The 20342-nt window shown below is 31.4% G+C and carries 18 protein-coding genes; all 18 read left to right on the forward strand.

Annotated features, from left to right (window positions below; genetic code table 11):
* Window positions 1–23: 23 nt before the first annotated feature.
* The 18 genes from hflK to rodA all read left to right on the forward strand — a co-directional run bounded on the left by hflK (window position 24) and on the right by rodA (window position 20323).
* The gene (gene hflK, locus ACTTA8_RS00500) at window positions 24–1130 is read left to right on the forward strand and encodes an FtsH protease activity modulator HflK (RefSeq protein ID WP_440653734.1); all 1107 of its coding nucleotides are present in this window, start codon (window positions 24–26) and stop codon (window positions 1128–1130) included.
* Window positions 1131–2003: a protease modulator HflC gene (gene hflC / locus ACTTA8_RS00505; RefSeq protein ID WP_440653736.1), complete on the forward strand. Its 873-nt coding sequence runs from the start codon at window positions 1131–1133 to the stop codon at window positions 2001–2003.
* Between the two features lie 7 nt (window positions 2004–2010).
* On the forward strand, window positions 2011–2196 hold the full coding sequence (locus ACTTA8_RS00510; protein WP_440653738.1) for a DUF2065 domain-containing protein: 186 nt from the start codon (window positions 2011–2013) through the stop codon (window positions 2194–2196).
* A 1-nt stretch (window position 2197) separates the two neighbouring features.
* Window positions 2198–3613 (forward strand): Do family serine endopeptidase, encoded by a 1416-nt coding sequence (locus ACTTA8_RS00515; RefSeq protein ID WP_440653740.1) that lies wholly within the window; start codon window positions 2198–2200, stop codon window positions 3611–3613.
* Window positions 3614–3615: 2 nt separating this feature from the next.
* A complete protein-coding gene (gene miaA, locus ACTTA8_RS00520) occupies window positions 3616–4524 on the forward strand; it encodes a tRNA (adenosine(37)-N6)-dimethylallyltransferase MiaA (protein ID WP_440653742.1) in 909 nt (302 codons plus the stop codon).
* Window positions 4525–4576: 52 nt separating this feature from the next.
* A complete protein-coding gene (locus ACTTA8_RS00525) occupies window positions 4577–6343 on the forward strand; it encodes an acetolactate synthase 3 large subunit (protein WP_440653744.1) in 1767 nt (588 codons plus the stop codon).
* A gap of 5 nt (window positions 6344–6348) precedes the next feature.
* Complete coding sequence (gene ilvN, locus ACTTA8_RS00530; protein WP_440653745.1) at window positions 6349–6897, forward strand: acetolactate synthase small subunit; 549 nt, start codon at window positions 6349–6351, stop codon at window positions 6895–6897.
* Window positions 6898–6914: 17 nt separating this feature from the next.
* Window positions 6915–7937 (forward strand): ketol-acid reductoisomerase, encoded by a 1023-nt coding sequence (gene ilvC / locus ACTTA8_RS00535; protein WP_075506263.1) that lies wholly within the window; start codon window positions 6915–6917, stop codon window positions 7935–7937.
* An 80-nt stretch (window positions 7938–8017) separates the two neighbouring features.
* Window positions 8018–9580, forward strand: a complete 1563-nt coding sequence (locus ACTTA8_RS00540) for an ABC transporter substrate-binding protein (RefSeq protein ID WP_440653747.1) — start codon at window positions 8018–8020, stop codon at window positions 9578–9580.
* Between the two features lie 62 nt (window positions 9581–9642).
* On the forward strand, window positions 9643–10626 hold the full coding sequence (locus tag ACTTA8_RS00545; RefSeq protein WP_440653749.1) for an ABC transporter permease: 984 nt from the start codon (window positions 9643–9645) through the stop codon (window positions 10624–10626).
* Window positions 10619–11551: an ABC transporter permease gene (locus tag ACTTA8_RS00550; protein WP_425321972.1), complete on the forward strand. Its 933-nt coding sequence runs from the start codon at window positions 10619–10621 to the stop codon at window positions 11549–11551. The genes ACTTA8_RS00545 and ACTTA8_RS00550 overlap by 8 nt, the downstream gene beginning before the upstream one ends.
* Window positions 11548–13227 carry a dipeptide ABC transporter ATP-binding protein gene (locus ACTTA8_RS00555; protein WP_440653751.1) on the forward strand — a complete coding sequence of 560 codons (1680 nt, stop codon included), beginning with the start codon at window positions 11548–11550 and terminating at the stop codon, window positions 13225–13227. The genes ACTTA8_RS00550 and ACTTA8_RS00555 overlap by 4 nt, the downstream gene beginning before the upstream one ends.
* 102 nt (window positions 13228–13329) lie before the next feature.
* Window positions 13330–14901 carry a 2-isopropylmalate synthase gene (locus ACTTA8_RS00560; protein WP_440653752.1) on the forward strand — a complete coding sequence of 524 codons (1572 nt, stop codon included), beginning with the start codon at window positions 13330–13332 and terminating at the stop codon, window positions 14899–14901.
* A complete protein-coding gene (locus tag ACTTA8_RS00565) occupies window positions 14901–15935 on the forward strand; it encodes a rod shape-determining protein (protein ID WP_440653754.1) in 1035 nt (344 codons plus the stop codon). The genes ACTTA8_RS00560 and ACTTA8_RS00565 overlap by 1 nt, the downstream gene beginning before the upstream one ends.
* A gap of 3 nt (window positions 15936–15938) precedes the next feature.
* Window positions 15939–16784 (forward strand): rod shape-determining protein MreC, encoded by an 846-nt coding sequence (gene mreC / locus ACTTA8_RS00570; protein WP_440653756.1) that lies wholly within the window; start codon window positions 15939–15941, stop codon window positions 16782–16784.
* On the forward strand, window positions 16784–17302 hold the full coding sequence (mreD, locus tag ACTTA8_RS00575) for a rod shape-determining protein MreD (protein ID WP_440653757.1): 519 nt from the start codon (window positions 16784–16786) through the stop codon (window positions 17300–17302). Before mreC ends, mreD begins: the two co-directional genes overlap by 1 nt.
* Window positions 17295–19199 carry a penicillin-binding protein 2 gene (gene mrdA, locus ACTTA8_RS00580; protein WP_440653759.1) on the forward strand — a complete coding sequence of 635 codons (1905 nt, stop codon included), beginning with the start codon at window positions 17295–17297 and terminating at the stop codon, window positions 19197–19199. The genes mreD and mrdA overlap by 8 nt, the downstream gene beginning before the upstream one ends.
* Complete coding sequence (gene rodA / locus ACTTA8_RS00585; RefSeq protein WP_440653761.1) at window positions 19199–20323, forward strand: rod shape-determining protein RodA; 1125 nt, start codon at window positions 19199–19201, stop codon at window positions 20321–20323. The genes mrdA and rodA overlap by 1 nt, the downstream gene beginning before the upstream one ends.
* The last annotated feature ends 19 nt before the right edge of the window (window positions 20324–20342 follow it).

Consider the following 20342-nt stretch of genomic DNA (forward strand, 5'->3'; position numbering starts at 1 on the left):
AAAGACACTATATACTTTTACATATGTCAGATGATTTCAGAGGCAGAGGCGGAAGTCCATGGGGAGCACCCCCAGGAGGAGGTAGTGGAGGCAATGGTTCAGGAAGAGGGCCAACACCACCAAACATAGATGAAATTATAAGAGAGTTTCAAGATAAAATAAAAAAATTTTTTCCCGGTGGAAAATCTTCAGGAGGGAAGTCTATTGGATTAATTTTATTAGTCTTAGCCTTTGTATGGCTTGCAAGCGGGCTTTATAGAGTATTACCTGATGAACAAGGTGTTGTTCTTAGATTTGGAAAATTTGTTAAAACTACTCAACCTGGATTGAACTATCATATTCCTTTTCCAGTTGAGACTGTTCAAACTCCAAAAGTAACTAAAGTAAATAGAATCGATATTGGATTTAGGTCTGAGAGAGATAGTGGTTTTTCTACAGGTGGAGGAGTTGCAGATGTTCCTCAAGAAAGTTTAATGCTTACAGGAGATGAAAACATTGTAAATATCGATTTTTCGGTATTTTGGGTTATCAAAGATGCTGGAAATTTTTTATTTAAAATTCAGGATCCTGTAGGAACTGTCAAAGCAGCTGCAGAAACAGCAATGAGAGAAGTAATTGCTAAAAGCGATATTCAACCAATATTAACAGAAGGTAGATCAAGTATTGAGATTGAAACTCAAGAAATTATTCAAAGCATTTTAGATGATTATGAAAGTGGTGTACAAATTACTCAGGTACAAACGCAAAAAGCTGATCCACCTGATCAGGTAATTGATGCATTTAGAGATGTTCAAGCTGCAAGAGCAGATATGGAAAGATCTAAAAACGAAGCGGAAGCTTATGCAAACGATGTGATACCAAGAGCAAGAGGAGAGGCGCAAAAAATTTTACAAGCTGCAGAAGCTTATAAAAAAGAAGTTGTTGCTAAAGCTGAAGGTGAAGCTAGTAGGTTTTTAGCTATTTACAATGAGTATTCAAAAGCAAAACAAGTTACTCAAGAAAGAATGTTTCTAGAGACAATGGAAACTGTCCTAGCAGACATAAACAAAATTATTATAGATAAAGAGTCTGGCTCAGGTGTTGTGCCATATTTACCATTACCAGAGCTTAAAAAGAAAGAGACAAATTAAATGAAAGCTGGAAAAATAGTTGCTGGAATATTAGTTTTAATTGGTGTTGTAGTATTCCTATCAGTAATTATAGTTAAAGAAGTCAATCAAGCGATAATTCTTCAATTTGGTGATCCAAAAAGAATTATAATGAAACCAGGTTTAAACTTTAAAATTCCATTCATTCAAAACGTTGTTTACTTAGATAAAAGAATTTTAAATTTAGACACTCCGCCTGAAGAAGTAATTGCATCTGACCAAAAAAGACTAATTGTTGATGCTTTTGCAAGATTTCAAATAGTTGATCCTTTAAAATTTTATATTTCTGTTGGAGATGAAAGAGTTGCACGATCAAGATTATCTACGATTATAAATTCAAGAATTAGAAATGTTTTGGGTCAAGAAGAATTACAAACCTTGCTATCACAAGATAGATCCAAACAAATGTCTTTAATTAAAGATGGTGTTAATAACGAAGCTCAAAATTTTGGAATTAATATTGTGGATGTGAGAATAAAAAGAGCCGATCTTCCTACGGCAAACAGTGATGCGATTTATAGAAGAATGCAGACTGAGAGGGAAAGAGAGGCAAAAGAATTTAGAGCAAAAGGTGCTGAAATGGCTGTAACAATTACTTCGACTGCTGACAAAGAAGTAACTGTGATTTTAGCTGATGCTCAAAAACAATCAGAAATTATGAAGGGAGAAGGTGACGGAGAAAGAAACAAAATTTTCGCTGAAGCTTTTGGAAAAGATCCTGAATTTTTTGCTTTTTATAGATCTATGCAAGCTTATGGTAAGGCATTTAATGCAGGAGAAACATCAATGATCTTGTCTCCTGACAGTGAATTTTTCAAATTTTTTGGAAATATAAATCCTGATATTAAACAGTAGTTTTTAGATGAATGAGCTAGTCATAGCTTTTGGTCTTTTTTTATTTATAGAAGGAATTTTATATGCCTTATTTCCAGCAAAAATGAAAAGTATGCTTAAAAAACTTGAACTTGTTAAAGATAGTCAATTAAGAACAGGTGGACTTATTTTTGCAGTTATAGGTTTTGTGATTATTTATTTTATTAAAAGTTAATATGAAAAAATTAAAATTTATTGCTTTAACAATTATATTTTCTCTAAGTTTTTCATTACAATCAAACTCTAAACCCGTTCCAGCATCATTTGCAGATCTTGCAGAAAAATTGATGCCATCAGTAGTAAATATTTCTACATCAACTACCGTGGTTACAAATAATAACTCTTTTCCATTTCAATTTCCTCCAGGTTCTCCATTTGAAGACATGTTTAAAGAATTTGGAACTCCCCAAGAGAGAAAATCAGCAGCTTTGGGTTCCGGATTTATTATTGATGAGAAAGGAGTAGTGGTTACAAATAATCACGTAATTCAGGATGCTGATGATATTATTGTTAGAGTAAACGGAGACCAAGAATATAAAGCAAAAGTGCTCGGTGCTGATCCTTTAATGGATATTGCAGTATTACAACTAGATACAGAAGATAAATTTAAACCAGTTGGCTTTGGAGACTCAGATAAAGCTAGAATTGGTGATTGGGTTTTAGCAATTGGAAATCCATTTGGTCTTGGAGGAACAGTAACTGCTGGAATTATTTCAGCAAGGAATAGATCAATTGGATTATCAAGATATGAAGATTTTATTCAAACAGATGCATCAATAAATTCAGGAAATTCAGGTGGACCTTTATTTGATATGGAAGGAAATGTGATTGGAATTAATACAGCTATTCTAGGAAGAAATGGTTCTATTGGTATAGGATTTTCAATTCCATCAAACAGTGCTCAACAAGTAATTAAACAACTAATTGAGTTTGGTGAAACAAAAAGAGGTTGGCTAGGTGTAAGAATTCAAGATGTTACAAAAGAAATTGCTGAAGTTGAAGAACTAGATAAACCAAAAGGTGCTTTAGTTGCAAGTGTTGCTGAAAATAGTCCTTCTGAAAAGGCAGGTATTCAGGCTGGAGATATTATTTTGGAGTTTAATGGAGTCGAGATTAAACAAATGAAAGAGTTACCAGCAATTGTTGCAAGAACAGAAGTTGGAAAAAATGTAGATGTAAAAATTTGGAGAAATAAAAAAGAAATAACTAAAAAAGTTTTGTTAGGAAGATTAGAAACCTCTGATGATTTCAAAGTAAGTGAAAATTCTAAACAAGATGAAAATAATTTAGATGAAATTATTGAGAGTTTAAGAATATCAGTAAGACCTTTAACTAAAGAGGATATAAAAAACCGTAAATTACCAAACCAAACCACAGGATTAGTAATTACTAATATGGCCAACAACAGTCCTTTAGTAAACTCAATTGAGATCAATAGTATTATTATTGAAACTCAAAAGAAAAAAATAAAATCAGCAGATGATTTAAGAGATATCACTCAAAAAGCAATAAAATCAAATCAAAAAACTATTTTAATTGCGATTTATAACAATCAAAATCAACGAAGATATATTGGTGTTAAATTAGATTAGTAATGGATTTAAAATCCAAGATAATTTTAATTTCAGGACCCACAGCATCTGGAAAATCAAGTTTTGCAATTAAACTTGCAAAAAAAATTAAAGGAGAGATTGTTAATGCAGATAGTATGCAAGTTTACAAGCAACTTAAAATTTTGTCTGCAAGACCTAGTCCAAAAAATTATCAATCAATAAAACATCATTTATACGGTTTCCAAGATGCAAAGAAAAGTTTTTCAACCGGTGATTGGCTTAAAATTGCAAATAAAAAAATAATTGAAGTTAAAAATAGAAAAAAAATTCCAATACTTGTTGGAGGTACTGGACTTTATTTTAAAGCATTAACTGATGGTTTAGTTCAAATTCCTAACATTCCAGTAAGGTTTAGAAATCAAATTAGAAATCTTAATAAAAAAATTGGCCAAAATAAATTTTATAAGCAATTATTAAAACTGGATCCGCTTTCAAAAAATAAAATTAATCCAACTGATACTCAAAGGTCAATTAGAGCTTTTGAAGTTAAAAAGTTTACAAAGAAATCTCTTCATGAATGGTTTAAAAATACTAAATCAAACTATTTAGAAGAAGATTTTTTAAAAATTTATATTGATTACCCTCGTGAAGAGCTAGTTAAAAGAATTCATCAAAGAACTGGGAAAATGATTAGAATGGGTGCTGTGAATGAGGTTAAAAGATTTTTAAAACTAAAAATTAATGAGCAGATGACTGCACGCAAAGCAATCGGAATAAATGAAATTCAGGATTATTTAGCAAAAGAAAAAAAAATTGATGAAATCAAAGAAAAAATATCAATAAAAACTAGACAATACGCCAAAAGACAAAGCACATGGGCTCGAGGACACATGAGCGATTGGGTTAAACTTAAGCCATCTCAGATAAATAAATTTTTAAAAAAAATTTAAATTTTCCATACTTAACCTTGACCAATCAGCACAACTTCAGCTAGATTGCGAAATGCCAAAATTATTATCCGGAGCTGAAATCGTATTTAAGTGTCTTGAAGACCAAAAGGTAAATCATATCTTTGGTTATCCTGGTGGTGCTGTACTGCCAATATATGATGAGTTAAAAAATCATCCATCTATTAAACATATTCTTGTAAGACACGAGCAAGGAGCAGGTCATGCAGCTGAAGGATATGCGAGATCATCTGGAAAACCTGGTGTTGTTTTAGTTACTTCAGGCCCTGGGGCCACTAACGTCGTTACAGCTTTAACTGATGCATACATGGACTCAGTTCCAATGGTTTGTATTTCGGGTCAAGTTCCAACACACCTTATTGGTACAGATGCATTTCAAGAATGTGACACAACAGGAATTACAAGACCATGCACAAAGCATAACTGGTTAGTAAAAGATATAAACGATCTTTCAGATATTATGCATGAAGCATTTAAAGTTGCAACAACTGGAAGACCAGGTCCTGTATTAATTGATATTCCAAAAGATATTCAATTTGCAAAAGCAAAATATAAAAAACCAATAAAAGAAAAAAGTTTAAATGGCAAATCTCACAATAAGTTTTCAACTGATGAAATTGACCAATTAATTAATTTAATTAGTAAAGCAAAGAAGCCAATAATTTATAGTGGTGGAGGCGTAATTAATTCAGGACCAAAAGCAAGTGAAGCTCTTAGAAAATTTGTTGAACTAACAGGATTTCCAATTACTTCAACTTTACAAGGTCTAGGTGCTTATCCTGGAGACGATAATCAGTTTTTAGGAATGCTAGGAATGCACGGAACATATGAAGCAAACAATGCAATGCATGACTGTGATTTATTAATAAACATTGGCGCAAGATTTGATGACCGTATTACTGGAAAAATTGATGAGTTCTCTCCTAATTCAAAAAAAGTTCATATTGATATTGATCCATCATCAATTAATAAAATTATTAAAGTAGATCTTGCAATCGTAGGTGATGTAACGAAAGTAATTGACAAAGTAAACAAAACAATTGTTAAAAAGAAAAATGGTAATGGTAAATCAAATAAACCAAATATTGCAAAATGGTGGGAACAAATTCAAAAATGGAGAAGTAAAGACTCTTTAAATTTTATTAACAGTGAAGACAGCATAAAACCTCAGCATGCTGTTCAAAGACTTTATGAGTTAACAAAAAATAAAGATACTTATGTAACAACAGAAGTAGGTCAGCATCAAATGTGGGCTGCTCAACATTATAAATTTAACAAACCTAATAGATGGATGACTTCAGGTGGATTAGGAACTATGGGTTATGGATTACCAGCAGCTGTTGGAGTTCAAGTAGCTCATCCAGAAAAATTAGTTATTGATATTGCTGGAGAAGCCTCAGTTTTAATGACAATGCAAGAAATGTCTACAGCTGTTCAATACAATTTACCAATAAAGATATTTATTTTAAATAATCAGTACATGGGAATGGTAAGACAATGGCAAGAGTTACTTCATGAAAAAAATTATTCTGAGAGTTATTCAGAAGCACTACCAGATTTTATGAAAATGGCCGATGCTTATGGTTGTAAAGGAATTAAAGCTGATGATCCATCAGAGCTTGATGAAAAAATTCAAGAAATGGTTGACCATAATGGTCCTGTTATTTTTGATTGTCATGTGGATCCAAATGAAAACTGTTTTCCAATGATACCATCTGGCAAACCTCATAATCAAATGATACTTGGACCAAATGATCAAGAAGAGAATAAAATAAAAGGAAAAGGCAAAGCCTTAGTTTAATCAAAATGCCAAAATCAAAGTCAGCTTATAGCTCTCCATCTATAAAACAAAAATCAGATACTTATATTTTTGTTGTTTGGGTAGATAACGAGGCGGGTGTTCTTGCAAGAGTGGTTGGTCTGTTTTCTGGAAGAGGTTATAATATTGAGTCTTTGGCGGTAGCTGAGGTTGATGCTATCAAAAACATTTCAAGAATAACAATTGTAACAACTGGAACTCCACAAGTAATTGACCAGATTAGACTACAATTAACCAAATTAGTACCTGTACACAAAGTTGCTGAATTTAAAAGAGACGATAAAGATGTGATTTTTAAAGAGATGGCACTATTTAAAATTGTAGGTAAAAAAAATAAAATTGAAAAATGTTTAAATGCTTGTAAAAAATTTTACCCAGTAGTATTGGATGAAACAAAATCATCAGCAGTTATTCAAATAACAGCACTTAGAAGAGAGATTGATAAAATGAGTAAAAAATTAAAACCCTTGGGACTTATAAGCACTTCAAGAACAGGGGCCGTTGCAATGACAAGAGGTGCAAAAATTTTTAACTAATTAATAGGAGATAAATTATGAAAATGTTTTATGAAAAAGATGCAGATGTAGATTTAATTAAAAACAAAAAAATTGCAATTTTTGGTTATGGGAGCCAAGGTCACGCTCATGCACTTAATCTAAAGGATAGTGGAGTTAAAGAAATTGTTGTTGCGTTAAGAGAAGGTTCATCAAGTGTTGCTAAAGCTGAATCAAAAGGTTTAAAAGTGATGAATTTATCTGATGCAGCTGCTTGGGCAGATGTTGTAATGATATTAACTCCAGACGAACTACAAGCAGAAATTTATAAAAATCACATAGAACAAAGAGTAAGAGAAGGAACAAGTATAGCTTTTGCACATGGTTTAAATGTTCATTATGATTTAATCAAAGCAAGAAAAGATTTAGATGTATTTATGGTTGCCCCAAAAGGACCTGGTCATTTAGTAAGAAGCGAATATGAAAAAGGTGGTGGAGTTCCATGTTTGTTTGCAGTTCATCAAGATGGATCTGGTAAGGCAAGAGATTTAGCTCTTTCCTACGCATCAGCAGTAGGTGGAGGAAGATCAGGTATTATCGAAACCACTTTCAAAGATGAAGTTGAAACAGATTTATTTGGTGAACAAACTGTTTTATGTGGTGGTTTAGTTGAACTAATTAAAAATGGATATGAAACTTTAGTAGAAGCTGGATATGAACCAGAGATGGCATATTTCGAAACAGTTCATGAAGTTAAATTAATTGTTGATTTGATTTATGAAGGTGGAATTGCAAACATGAATTATTCAATTTCAAATACTGCTGAATATGGTGAGTATCAATCTGGTCCAAGAATTATCAATAAGGAAGAGACAAAGAAAAGAATGAAAGAAGTTTTGGCAGATATCCAATCAGGTAAATTTACAAAAGAGTGGATGGATGAGTGCAAAACTGGTCAAAAAAACTTCTTAGCAACTAGAGCGAAATTGGCTGAACATTCTGTAGAAAAAGTTGGAGCAGAGCTAAGAGCCATGATGCCTTGGATAAGTAAGAAAAAATTAGTAGATAGCGATAAAAGTTAATTATTAAGAGAATTTTATATCTGTAATAATCTTTTTTTTTCACTTATAATTTTTTTATAAATTTAAAAAAGAGGTTAATTATGAAGGCTAAAAATTTAGTAAGAATATTACTATCATTAGTTCTAGTATTTGGATTTTCTTCAGCATGGGCAAAAACTATCAAATGGTCAATGCAAGGAGACAGTCTTACACTAGATCCACATGCACAAAACGAAGGTCCGACTACTCAGGTATCTAGACAAGTTTATGAAGCTCTTGTTCAAAGAGCAGTAGACATGAAAATAGAACCAGCGTTAGCAAGAAAATGGACAGCAACAGATCCTAATACTTGGATCTTTAATTTAAGAGAAGATGTAAAATTTTCTGATGGTTCTAAAATGACTTCAGCTGATGTTGTGTTTAGTATATTAAGAGCTAAACAAAGAACATCTGATTTCAAAGAATATATCAGCACGATATCTGATGTTAAAGCAGTTGGTGAATATGCTGTTAAAATAACAACAAGCAAACCAAACCCTATACTATTAAATCAATTATCTAACATATTTATAATGTCTAGAGCTTGGTCTGAGGCAAACTTTGCAATGTCTCCTCAGAATTGGGATGCTGGACAAGAAACTTTTTCAGCAACTAATGCATTAGGAACTGGTCCTTTTAAAATTACTTTGAGAGAACCGAACACAAAAACAGTGTTTAAAAGAAATAAGCATTGGTGGGGTGATATGGAAGATGATGGCATAAAGCAAATTGAGTTACTTCCAATTAAAAATGCTGCAACAAGAGTAGCTGCATTACTATCTGGTGAGATTGATTTAGTGACTGATGCACCTGTTCAAGATTTAAAAAGAATTGGTTCTTCTTCAGGACATCAAGTTGTAAGTACACCACAGATGAGAACAATCTTTTTAGGAATGGATCAAGCAGCGGATAAATTAAGAACTGGAAATACTGGTGATAATCCTTTCAAGAAAAAAGAAGTTAGACAAGCACTTTATCAAGCAATTGACATTGAGGCTATCAAGAAAAAAGTAATGAGAGGTCTAAGTGAGCCAGCTGGAATAATTACATTCCCAGGTGTAAATGGTTACACAGCAGAACTTGATAAAAGATTACCTTATGATGTTGACGCTGCAAAAAAACTTTTAGCTAGCGCAGGTTATCCTAACGGGTTTGATGTTGAATTAAGATGTCCTAACGACAGATATGTAAATGATGAAGCAATTTGTACAGCTGTTGTTGGTATGTTGGGAAAAATTGGAGTTAATGTTAACTTGTTTGCTCAAACAAAAAGTAAACACTTCAAAGAGCTAAAAGATGACCAAGGTGATTTTTATATGCTTGGATGGGGAGTACCAACTTTAGATAGTCATTATGTATTTCATTATTTATATGAAACAGGTGCTAGTTGGAATAAAGTTAATTTCAGTAACCCTGATGTAGATGCTGCAATTAGAGTTATGGAAGGTGAAGTTGATTTAGATAAAAGAAATGCTGCAATTGCAAAAGCTTGGAGAATTGTAAAAGATGATATCGCATATCTACCTTTACACCACCAAGTAATTTCTTGGGCATCTAAAAGTAACGTTAACGTTCCTATCAGACCTAATAACGAACCGTTATTTAGAGCTGCTAGCGTAAATTAAATTAAAATTATTATAAGCCCCTTAAATTTATAAGGGGTTTATAAATTTAAACTCCTCAAAAATTGATAAAGTATTTTTTTAAAAGATTATTTCAATCAGCTTTGGTAATGCTAGTTGTTGCCTTTGTCTCTTTTTCTTTGTTCAATTTTGTTGGAGACCCAATAAACAACATGGTTGGAGAAGAAACTTCAGATGAAGAGAGAGCTGAATTAAGAGAAACACTGGGTTTAATGGATCCAATTCATGTTCAATTTTCAAGATTTGTAATTAATGCGTCTAAAGGAGAATTTGGTATTTCTTATCAATTAAGAAGACCAGTATCAGAATTAATTGTAGAAAGATTACCAGCTACTATTGAGCTTGTTGTAATTTCTGCTTTGATAGCTTTAGTGACGGGAACTCTTTTAGGGGTTTATACGGGTATAAATAGAAAAGGTTTTTTAAGCGACTTTGTTTTAGCAATTTCATTGCTTGGAGTGTCACTCCCCACATTTGTAATTGGAATATTATTTATTTACTTATTTGCTGTAATTCTAGGAGTACTTCCCTCGTTTGGTAGAGGAGAAGTTGTTGATATAGGATTTTGGACAACAGGTTTTTTAACAGTTTCAGGTCTTAAAGCGATAATTCTTCCATCAGTTACATTAAGTCTTTTTCAAATGACATATATCATCAGGCTAGTAAGGGCTGAAATGATGGAAATTTTACAAACTGATTATATAAAATTTGCCAGAGCACGTGGAATTAGTGAAGACAGTATTAAATTTAAACATGCATTAAAAAATGGTTTAATACCTGTAATAACAATTGCTGGAATTAATATTGGAACTTTAATTGCGTTTTCAATTATAACTGAAACCGTTTTTCAATGGCCTGGAATGGGTTTCTTGTTTATTCAAGCTGTTCAGTTTGTAGATATACCAATTATGTCGGCTTATTTAGTTTTCATTGCATTTGTTTTTGTGATGATAAATTTTATAGTTGATATTCTATATTATTTTATTGATCCAAGGATTAGAGTTAAAGGAGATGCCGCAAGTGGATAATAATTTAAATTTAACAAGATGGGAAAGAATCAAGGATAGTGATATCTATCATAGCTTCATAAAATCTCCGACAGCAATTATATCTTCAGCAATTTTATTTATTATTTTTTTCTGTTCTTTTTTTATTGAATTTTTAACACCTTACACTCCTTTTGATCCATCATCTTTATCTTTGATGGATGCATTTACACCTCCATCTTGGACAGAAGATGGTTTAGCACAATTTATTCTAGGAACAGATGGTCAAGGAAGAGATATGTTATCAACCATATTATACGGATGTAGAATATCTCTTATTGTTGGTTTTGCTGCAATTATATTTAGTCTTGTTCTTGGTGTTGGTTTAGGATTAACAGCTGGATATTTTGGTGGCAAATATGAAATGGTAGTAATGAGGCTTACAGACGTTCAATTGACTGTACCAAGTATATTGATGGCACTCTTGGTTGATGGAATAGCAAGAGGATTAATTTCAAGAGAAATGCATGATGAAATGGCGATCTATGTTTTGATTTTTGCTATTGGAATTTCCGAATGGCCACAGTTTGCAAGAGTATCAAGAGCAGCAACTTTGGTAGAAAAAAATAAAGACTATGTTTCTGCCTCAACGATAATTGGTGTTTCAAATATAGTAATTATGTTTAAACATATTTTACCAAATATTATGAGACCAGTTTTGGTCATCGGTACAATTGGTCTAGCTCTTGCTATTTTAGCAGAGTCAACTTTAAGTTTTTTGGGTGTTGGGGTTCCACCAACAACTCCTTCTTTAGGTACATTAATAAGATTAGGAAATGATTTTTTATTTTCAGGAGAATGGTGGATTACATTTTTTCCAGCAATTTTTTTGGTGATTTTAGCTTTTTCCATTAATTTATTAGGAGATTGGATGAGAGACACTTTAAATCCAAAATTAAAAAAATGAGTTTTTTAAAAATTAATAATTTAAGTGTTGATTATAAAATGCGCAAAGAGACTGTTTACGCAGCCAAAAACGTTAATATTGAGGTAAATAAAGGCGAAATTTTAGGATTGGTTGGAGAGTCTGGTTCTGGAAAAAGCACTGTTGGAAATGCTATAATTAATTTAATTGATGAACCAGGAAAAGTCTCGAGTGGATCAGTAATTTTGGGAGACTTAAATATTCATGAAAACTCAGAGAGTATAATCAAATATCGAGGTAATAAAATTGGATTAATATTTCAAGACCCACAAACATCTTTAAATCCAATATTAACAGTTGGTGAACAATTAATTGAAACTATACAAACTCATCTAAATTTAAGCAAAGGGGAAGCAAAAAATAAATCTGTTAATTTATTAAAAGAAGTTGGAATTAAGGATGCTGAAAAAAGATTTAATGAGTATCCTCATCAGTTTTCAGGAGGAATGAGACAAAGAGTAGTTATTTCTTTGGCCTTATGTTGTGAACCAGAATTACTAATTGCCGATGAACCTACTACTGCTTTAGATGTTTCTATTCAATCACAGATTTTAGATTTAATTAAAAAACTAACAAAAGAAAGAAACTTAGCTGTGATTTTAATCACTCATGATATGGGTGTTATTGCTGAAACTGCCAATCGTGTAGCTGTTATGAAAAGTGGAAATTTAGTTGAAATTGGAGAAACAAAAAAAATATTAACAACTCCTCAACAAAGTTATACTAAAAGTCTTGTAAGCTCGGTTCCACCTACCAACAAGAAAATTTCAAGATTTATAATAGTAGAAAAAGAAAATAAAAATAAAGAAAATAATATCAAAATTTTGAATAGATGGACTAAAAAAGAAATTACCAATCAAGATTTAGTTCAAGTAAAAAATCTAAATAAAAGTTTTGATGATAATTTTTTCACAGAAAATTCTAAAAATTCTGTGTTAGCTGTAAATAATGTTTCATTCGAAATAAAAGAAGGTGAGTCATTTGGGTTAGTAGGTGAAAGTGGTAGTGGAAAATCAACTATTGCGAAAATGATTGTAAATTTATTTAAACCTTCATCAGGAGATATATTTTTTGATAACACTTGCATTACAAAGATAAAAAATAAGTCTGAACTAATGAAATTTAGAAAACAAATACAAATGATTTTTCAAGATCCCTATTCATCACTAAATGGTAGATTGAAAGTAAAAGATATTATTGCTGAGCCTATTACGCTTCACAATCCTTCGATATCTAATTCTGATCTAAATAATTATGTCTACGATTTATTAGACTCTGTTGAGATGTCTCAAAAATCAGCTGATAGATATCCTCATGAATTTTCTGGTGGTCAAAGACAAAGAATTTCGATCGCGAGAGCTTTAGCAACTCAGCCAAGACTCTTAGTTTGTGATGAACCCACATCGGCATTAGACGTTAGCATTCAAGCACAAATATTAAATTTATTAAAAGATCTTCAAGAGCAATTAAATTTAACTATTTTATTTATTAGCCATGACTTACCAGTTGTAAGACAAATGTGTGATAGAATTGGAGTTCTAAAAGATGGCAAGTTATGTGAAGTTTCAAATACTGAGGATTTATTTTTGAACCCTACTCATGAATACACAAAGGAACTTTTGCACTTGATGCCTAAAATTGAGTCTATTTATAATTAATTTTCGTATCACCTAAAATGGACGAAAAAATTTAGCTATTTATACTAATTATTTTGCAATCTCTCTCATAGATTGTATTATAGATTTTCCAAATATTTTTATATGAGCAACAAAGATAGAGTTTTTATATTTGATACAACTATGCGTGATGGTGAACAATCACCTGGCGCATCTATGAGTTTGGAAGAAAAAATTCAGATTGCTCGAGTATTTGATGAATTGGGAATTGATATTATCGAAGCAGGTTTTCCTATAGCGTCACCGGGAGATTTTGAGGCAGTTTCTGAGGTTAGTAAGATTTTAAAAAATTCTATTCCAGCAGGATTATCTAGACATTCAGTAAAAGATATTGATAGAGCTTACGAAGCACTAAAACATGCTCCTAGATTCAGAATACATACTTTTATTTCAACAAGTCCTCTACACATGAAACATAAATTAAATATGTCACCCGAAGATGTTTATGAGTCAATTGGTAAACACGTTTCTTATGCAAGAAAATTTACTGATGATGTTGAGTGGTCATGTGAAGATGGGACAAGAACTGATATAGATTATATGTGTAAAACAGTTGAGCTTGCAATAAAAAATGGAGCAACAACAATTAATATCCCTGATACTGTTGGTTATACAATACCATCTGAGTTCACAACAATCATTGAAACACTTTTAAATAAAGTTCCTAACATTGATAAAGCGATTTTATCTACTCATTGTCATAATGATTTAGGATTAGCAGTAGCTAATTCTTTAGCTGGTGTTCAAGCAGGAGCAAGACAAATTGAATGTACTATAAATGGTTTAGGTGAGAGAGCAGGAAATGCTGCATTAGAAGAAGTTGTTATGGCAATTAAGACAAGACCAGACTTGATGCCTTACGAAACTGGAATTAACACAACTTTATTAAGCAAGGCATCAAAGATAGTTTCAAATGCAACTGGATTTCCAGTTCAATATAACAAAGCAATTGTTGGAAAAAATGCATTCGCACATGAGGCAGGTATTCATCAAGACGGAATGTTAAAAAATAGACAGACTTATGAAATTATGACACCAGAGAGTGTCGGAGTTAAACAAACTTCATTGGTAATGGGTAAGCATTCTGGGCGTCATGCTTTTAAAGATAAATTAAATAGTTTGGGTTATCCAGATTTAACAGATGATGTAGTAGGAAATGCATTTGCAAAGTTTAAGGTTTTAGCTGATAAGAAAAAACATGTTTATGATGAAGATATTATTGCGCTTGTTGATGATAGTTTAATTGTTGATAATAAAGTTAGCGCAATTAACTTAAAATCACTAAAAGTATTTGCAGGTACAGGAGAACCTCAAAAAGCAGAGATGACTTTAGATGTATACGGAGATGTAAAACAAGCTATAGAAACTGGGGATGGACCAGTTGATGCAATATTTAAATGTATAAAAACTCTTTATCCTCATGATGTAAATTTACAGCTTTATCAAGTGCATGCTGTAACCGAAGGTACTGATGCTCAAGCAACCGTAAGTGTAAAAATTGAGGAAAATGGAAAAACTACTGTCGGACAAGCAGCAGATACTGATACTTTAGTTGCTTCTGCAAATGCTTACATAAATGCTTTAAATAAAATGATAATCAAACGAGATAAAACAGCTCCAATGGAGCAAGAAAGTCAAAAGGTAAGGGGAATATAATGGGATTATTCGATAGCGTTAAAAAAGTATGGAGCCAAGATATGGCAATTGATCTTGGAACAGCAAATACACTAGTGGTATTAAAAGGAAAAGGTGTTGTTCTTAATGAACCTTCTGTTGTTGCGATTGTTGATCAAGGTGGAAAGAAAAATGTTTTAGCTGTTGGAGATGAAGCCAAAACAATGCTTGGAAGAACACCTGGGAATATTAGTGCTATCAGACCTTTAAGAGATGGAGTTATAGCAGACTTTATAGTTACAGAAGAGATGATCAAACACTTTATAAAAAAAGTTCATAAAGGAAGTACTTTTGCTAATCCTAGAATTTTAATCTGTGTACCAACTGGTTCAACACCAGTTGAAAGAAAAGCAATTCAAGACAGCGCATTAGCTGCGGGAGCAAGAAGAGTTCAATTAATTGATGAACCAATTGCTGCAGCTATTGGAGCCGGACTTCCAATTTCTGAAGCCACAGGGTCAATGATTGTTGATATAGGTGGTGGTACCAGTGAGATAGCAGTCATGTCACTAGGTGGATTGGTATATTCTAAATCTTTAAGGGTTGCTGGTGATGCAATGGATACAGCAATAGTTAATTATATGAGAAAAGAATATAATTTGCTTATCGGAGATACTACTGCTGAAAAAATTAAAAAGGAAATGGGTACAGCTGTTCCAACAGGAACTAACACTTACCCAGTAAAAGGTAGAGATTTAAGATCAGGTACTCCTAAAGAAGTAAATATTACCGAGGAAGATACTGCTGAAGCATTAAATGATATATTGAAAGAAATGGTTGGTGCAATCAAAGATGCTTTAGAAAATACTCCTCCTGAATTATCCGCTGATCTAGTAGATATGGGTCTTACTTTAACAGGTGGTGGAGCTTTATTAAAAAATATTGATAAAAGATTCTCAAAGGAAACAGGTTTACCAGTACATGTTGCTGATGATCCATTGTCTTGTGTTGCAGTTGGAACTGGTAAAGCTTTGGATCAGGAAGAAACTTTTTCTACTATGTTATCTGAATATTAAAAGATGGTAAAAGGCAGAGACGACTTTGTAATTGCCTTAAGATCAGTTTTTTTAAAAAAGAAAGATCAACAAAAGTTTTCGCTTATAAGCTTAATTGTTTTATCTGTTGTTATAATAATTTTAAGTAATTTTAATTTTAAACCAATTCAACTTGTTAAGTTAGGAATTAACGAAGTAATATATAGATCTTCCTATGTTGTATCTGTACCAGAAAATAAAATTGAAGAGGTAATATCTAAAATTAAATCACACTTTGATTTTTATAAAAATCATCAAAACCAATTAATTAAAATAGAGAATACAGATGAGATTAAAGTATTAAATACTATTTTAACTGCTGAAAATAAAAGACTTAGAGAGTTGATTGATGAAAGCATAAATTCAGAAGATATATTTGCAAGAGTTTTAATTGACAGAGAAAGTCCATATTTAAAATCAATAGTCTTGAATAGAGGGACTAAAGACAATGTAAAAATGGGAATGGCAGTAATGGATCGAAATTATTTAGTCGGTCAGATTATTGAGGTAAATTATTCAAATTCAAGAGCTCTACTTCTGTCAGATTTAAATAGCAAAATACCAGTATTAATTCAGCCCCCATTTCTACAAGCTGTAGCCTCTGGAACTGGTAAGGATCATGGAGTAATCGAATATACCAAAGATGAGTACAAAGAAAATCAGATTGAAAAAGAGGCCGTTGTATATACCTCTGGTCTTGCCGGTATTTTTAAACCAGGTATTCCAGTTGGTAAAATAACGAATAGTTCAGATCAACTAAGTTTTTTTTCTGATTTTGGACAATTAAGTTTTGTAAAGATCGTACAATTTAAAATAGGGGAGGGTCAATAATGGCTTCATTGAATAAAAGCACATTTTTTAGATCATTCCCCTCATATTTGCCAATTATTCTTTTGTTTTTTTCAGTGTTTAATGAATTTGACTTTAATTATTTAAAGTTAGATTATTTTTCATTTAACTTCATTTTTATTTTAATTTTTTTTTGGACCTTAAGAAATCCAGATTACTTAGGATATTTCTCAATTTTCTTAGCAGGAATTATTAACGACGTAGTAATTGGTATTCCAATTGGAATAAGCAGTTTTTGTTATTTACTAATCTGTGCCATTACCTCGTATATTAGACAAATTACACTAAGTCCAAAATTCATAAATGATTGGCTTTCTTTTATTATTGCTGTTTTGCTTATCAATTCAATTCAAGTAATAATTTTAGACTTAGTATTTTTATATCAGGTAGATTATATGGACTACTTAATAAACTCTGGTTTTACTTTTCTATTTTACCCATTATTTTTTATTTTATTTAACATTTTAAATAACAATATTTCAAATAAACAGAATGATTAGTGGTAATTCAGGTATTAGAAAAACAGACGTAATTAATAGACGGATGTTTATTATTGGTGCTGCAAAAGTAATTATTTTTACAGGAATTATAGCCAGACTTTTTTCTCTGCAAGTTAATGAAAATAAAAAATATCTTACTCTTTCAGATAAAAATAGAATTAGAGAGTGGAAGTTGCCACCAATAAGAGGCGATATAGTGGATTATTTTGGCAATGTCATAGCCGGAAATTTAAAAGTATATCAACTTCATATAATTCCTGAACAAGTTGAGAACTTCAATTATTTGTTAAGTCGATTAAAAACTCTACTTAACCTGAGTGATAAAAAAATAGAAAAAATTATAAAATCAAAAAATAAATTAAAACCTTGGGAGAGTATTATTGTTTCTGAAAATTTATCTTGGAGTGATTTTTTAAAAATAAATAATTATTTATATGACTTAGTTGGTGTTAAACCAGTTATGACCATTTCAAGAAATTACCCTTTTAGCGAAACTTATACTCATATTCTAGGATATGTCAGTCAACCTAATGAGGAAGAGATTTTAGCTAATGAAACTGTTCAAGAAAGATTTGTTCCAGGTATGAAAATTGGAAAATTAGGTTTAGAAAAAACTTTAGAAAATTACTTGATTGGTACAAATGCTATCCAAAGATATGAAGTAAACGCTTATGGGAAAAGAATTAATCAACTTGAGCATCAAAAAGGAAAACAAGGTTTAAGAGTAAGATTAACTGTTGATACTGAGGTTCAGAAAGCTTGTGGAAAACTTTTAAATGACCGAGCTGGATCAATAAGTGTAATGGATATTTATACGGGTGATATCATAGCAATGTACTCTTCTCCATCCTACGACCCAAACAAATTTTTATTTGGTATAAGCAATGATGATTGGGCATTAATTAGAAATAATCCATTAAAACCACTGGTAAATAAGACACTTGCAGGACTTTATTCTCCAGGATCTACAATAAAACCAATTGTAGCTTTATCTGCTTTAGAAAATAAAATTGTTAGTCCAAATTTTAAAGTTAAATGCACTGGTAAGATGGAACTCTATGGACAAACTTTTCACTGTTGGAAAGAAAAAGGTCATGGATTTGTAAGTTTAAAAAATGCAATGAAACAATCATGTGATACCTATTTTTATGAAGTTGCAAGATTACTAGGAGTAGATCGATTAAATGTTACAGCTGAAAAATTTGGCCTTGGTAAAAAAGTGTTAGGAGATTATTTTGATTTTGAAAAATCAGGTTTATTTCCAAACACTAAATGGAAAAAAAATAATCTTGGAAAAGGTTGGGTTCTTGGTGAAACATTAATAACTGGAATAGGTCAAGGTTACACTCAAACAACTCCACTTCAATTATGCCTTATGACAGCTCAGATTGCTAATGGAGGCTACTCTATAAAACCAAGAATAATAGTTGATAATAATGCTGTTTCTTTTGAAGAAGCTAAAAATAAATTTGAAGAAGGGTCTTTATTTTCTGAAGAAAAAAAATTATTTGAGAATCCTAAAAATATAAAAATTGTTCAAGAGGCCATGTTTAGTTCAACTAATGAATTATACGGCACATCATACAAATCTAGAATAGACGATCCAAAATATCAATTTGCTGGTAAAACTGGAACTGCGCAGGTTAAGAGAATTAGTATGCGAGAAAGAGAACTTGATCTTAAAATTGAGCAAATCCCTTATAAAGATCGAGATCACGCATTATTCGTTGCTTATGGTCCGTATATTAATCCAAGATACGCATTAAGTATTATAGTTGAGCATGGTGGCTCAGGAAGTAAAACTGCAGCACCAATTGCAAAAGAATTGTTCAAATTAATAATTGATAGAAACGATCTAAGAAATAAACAAAAAAATTTTGAGGAAATAGAAATTTGATGTTTCAACACGATAGATTAAATAACGAACTTACTTTCTGGCAAAAGGTTAAAGAGTTAGATTATATTTTACTGATAAGTATATTTTTACTTTCAATATTAAGTTTATTTGTGATGTACTCAACAGATGGAGGAGAAATTCTATTTCATACAAAAAGTCATTTTAGTAAAATAGTAGTTTTTTTCCCTTTAATGATTTTAATTGCGTTTTTTAATATTAGATGGTGGCACAACTTATCATACTTGTTTTATATAGCTGTAATTCTTCTACTAATTTATGTTTCTTTTTTTGGAATAAAATCATCAGGCTCAAGAAGATGGATGGATTTATATTTATTTAATTTACAGCCATCAGAGTTAATGAAAATAGCAATTATACTTTGCTTAGCAAAATATTATCACAGGGTTAAAATTGAAAATGTAAACTCAGTTACAAGTATCATGACAGTTATTACTATAATTTTAATACCAATTATTATGGTGCTCTCACAACCAGATTTAGGAACTTCAATTCTCATTGCATTAAGTGGACTAATTGTTTTATGGCTGGGAGGCGTTAAGATAAAATATTTTATTTATTCTTTTATAGTTTTTTTAATATCACTACCTTTTGTAATTTCTTTCTTAAAGCCTTATCAAAAATTGAGAATATTGACTTTTTTAGACCCTGATAGAGATCCATTGGGCGCTGGTTATCAAATAATTCAGTCAAAAATAGCAATAGGTTCTGGTGGCTTAGAGGGGAAAGGTTTTTTAAAAGGCACGCAAAGTTATTTGGATTTTTTACCTGAAAAACATACTGATTTTATATTCACTTTATTTTCTGAAGAGTTTGGATTTATAGGATCAGTAGGATTATTAATTTTGTATTCAATTATTATTATCAGAATTTTGAGAATAGGTGCTATCTCAAGAAGTAATTTTTCAAGGTTATTCTGTTTTGGATTTGCTTTTGCAATATTCATTTACATTGTTGTAAATCTTTCAATGGTCTTAGGTTTATTGCCAATTGTTGGTTCTCCATTACCGATAATGTCCTACGGAGGTTCCTCTATGTTAGCAACTATGATCGGATTTGGTATTGTTCTTAGCGCCAAGATAAATCACAAACAGATGATTGCTTAAAATATTTTATTTAATTAAG

It is taken from the genome of Candidatus Pelagibacter sp. HIMB1506 (assembly GCF_052047935.1).
Classification (GTDB): Bacteria; Pseudomonadota; Alphaproteobacteria; order Pelagibacterales; family Pelagibacteraceae; genus Pelagibacter.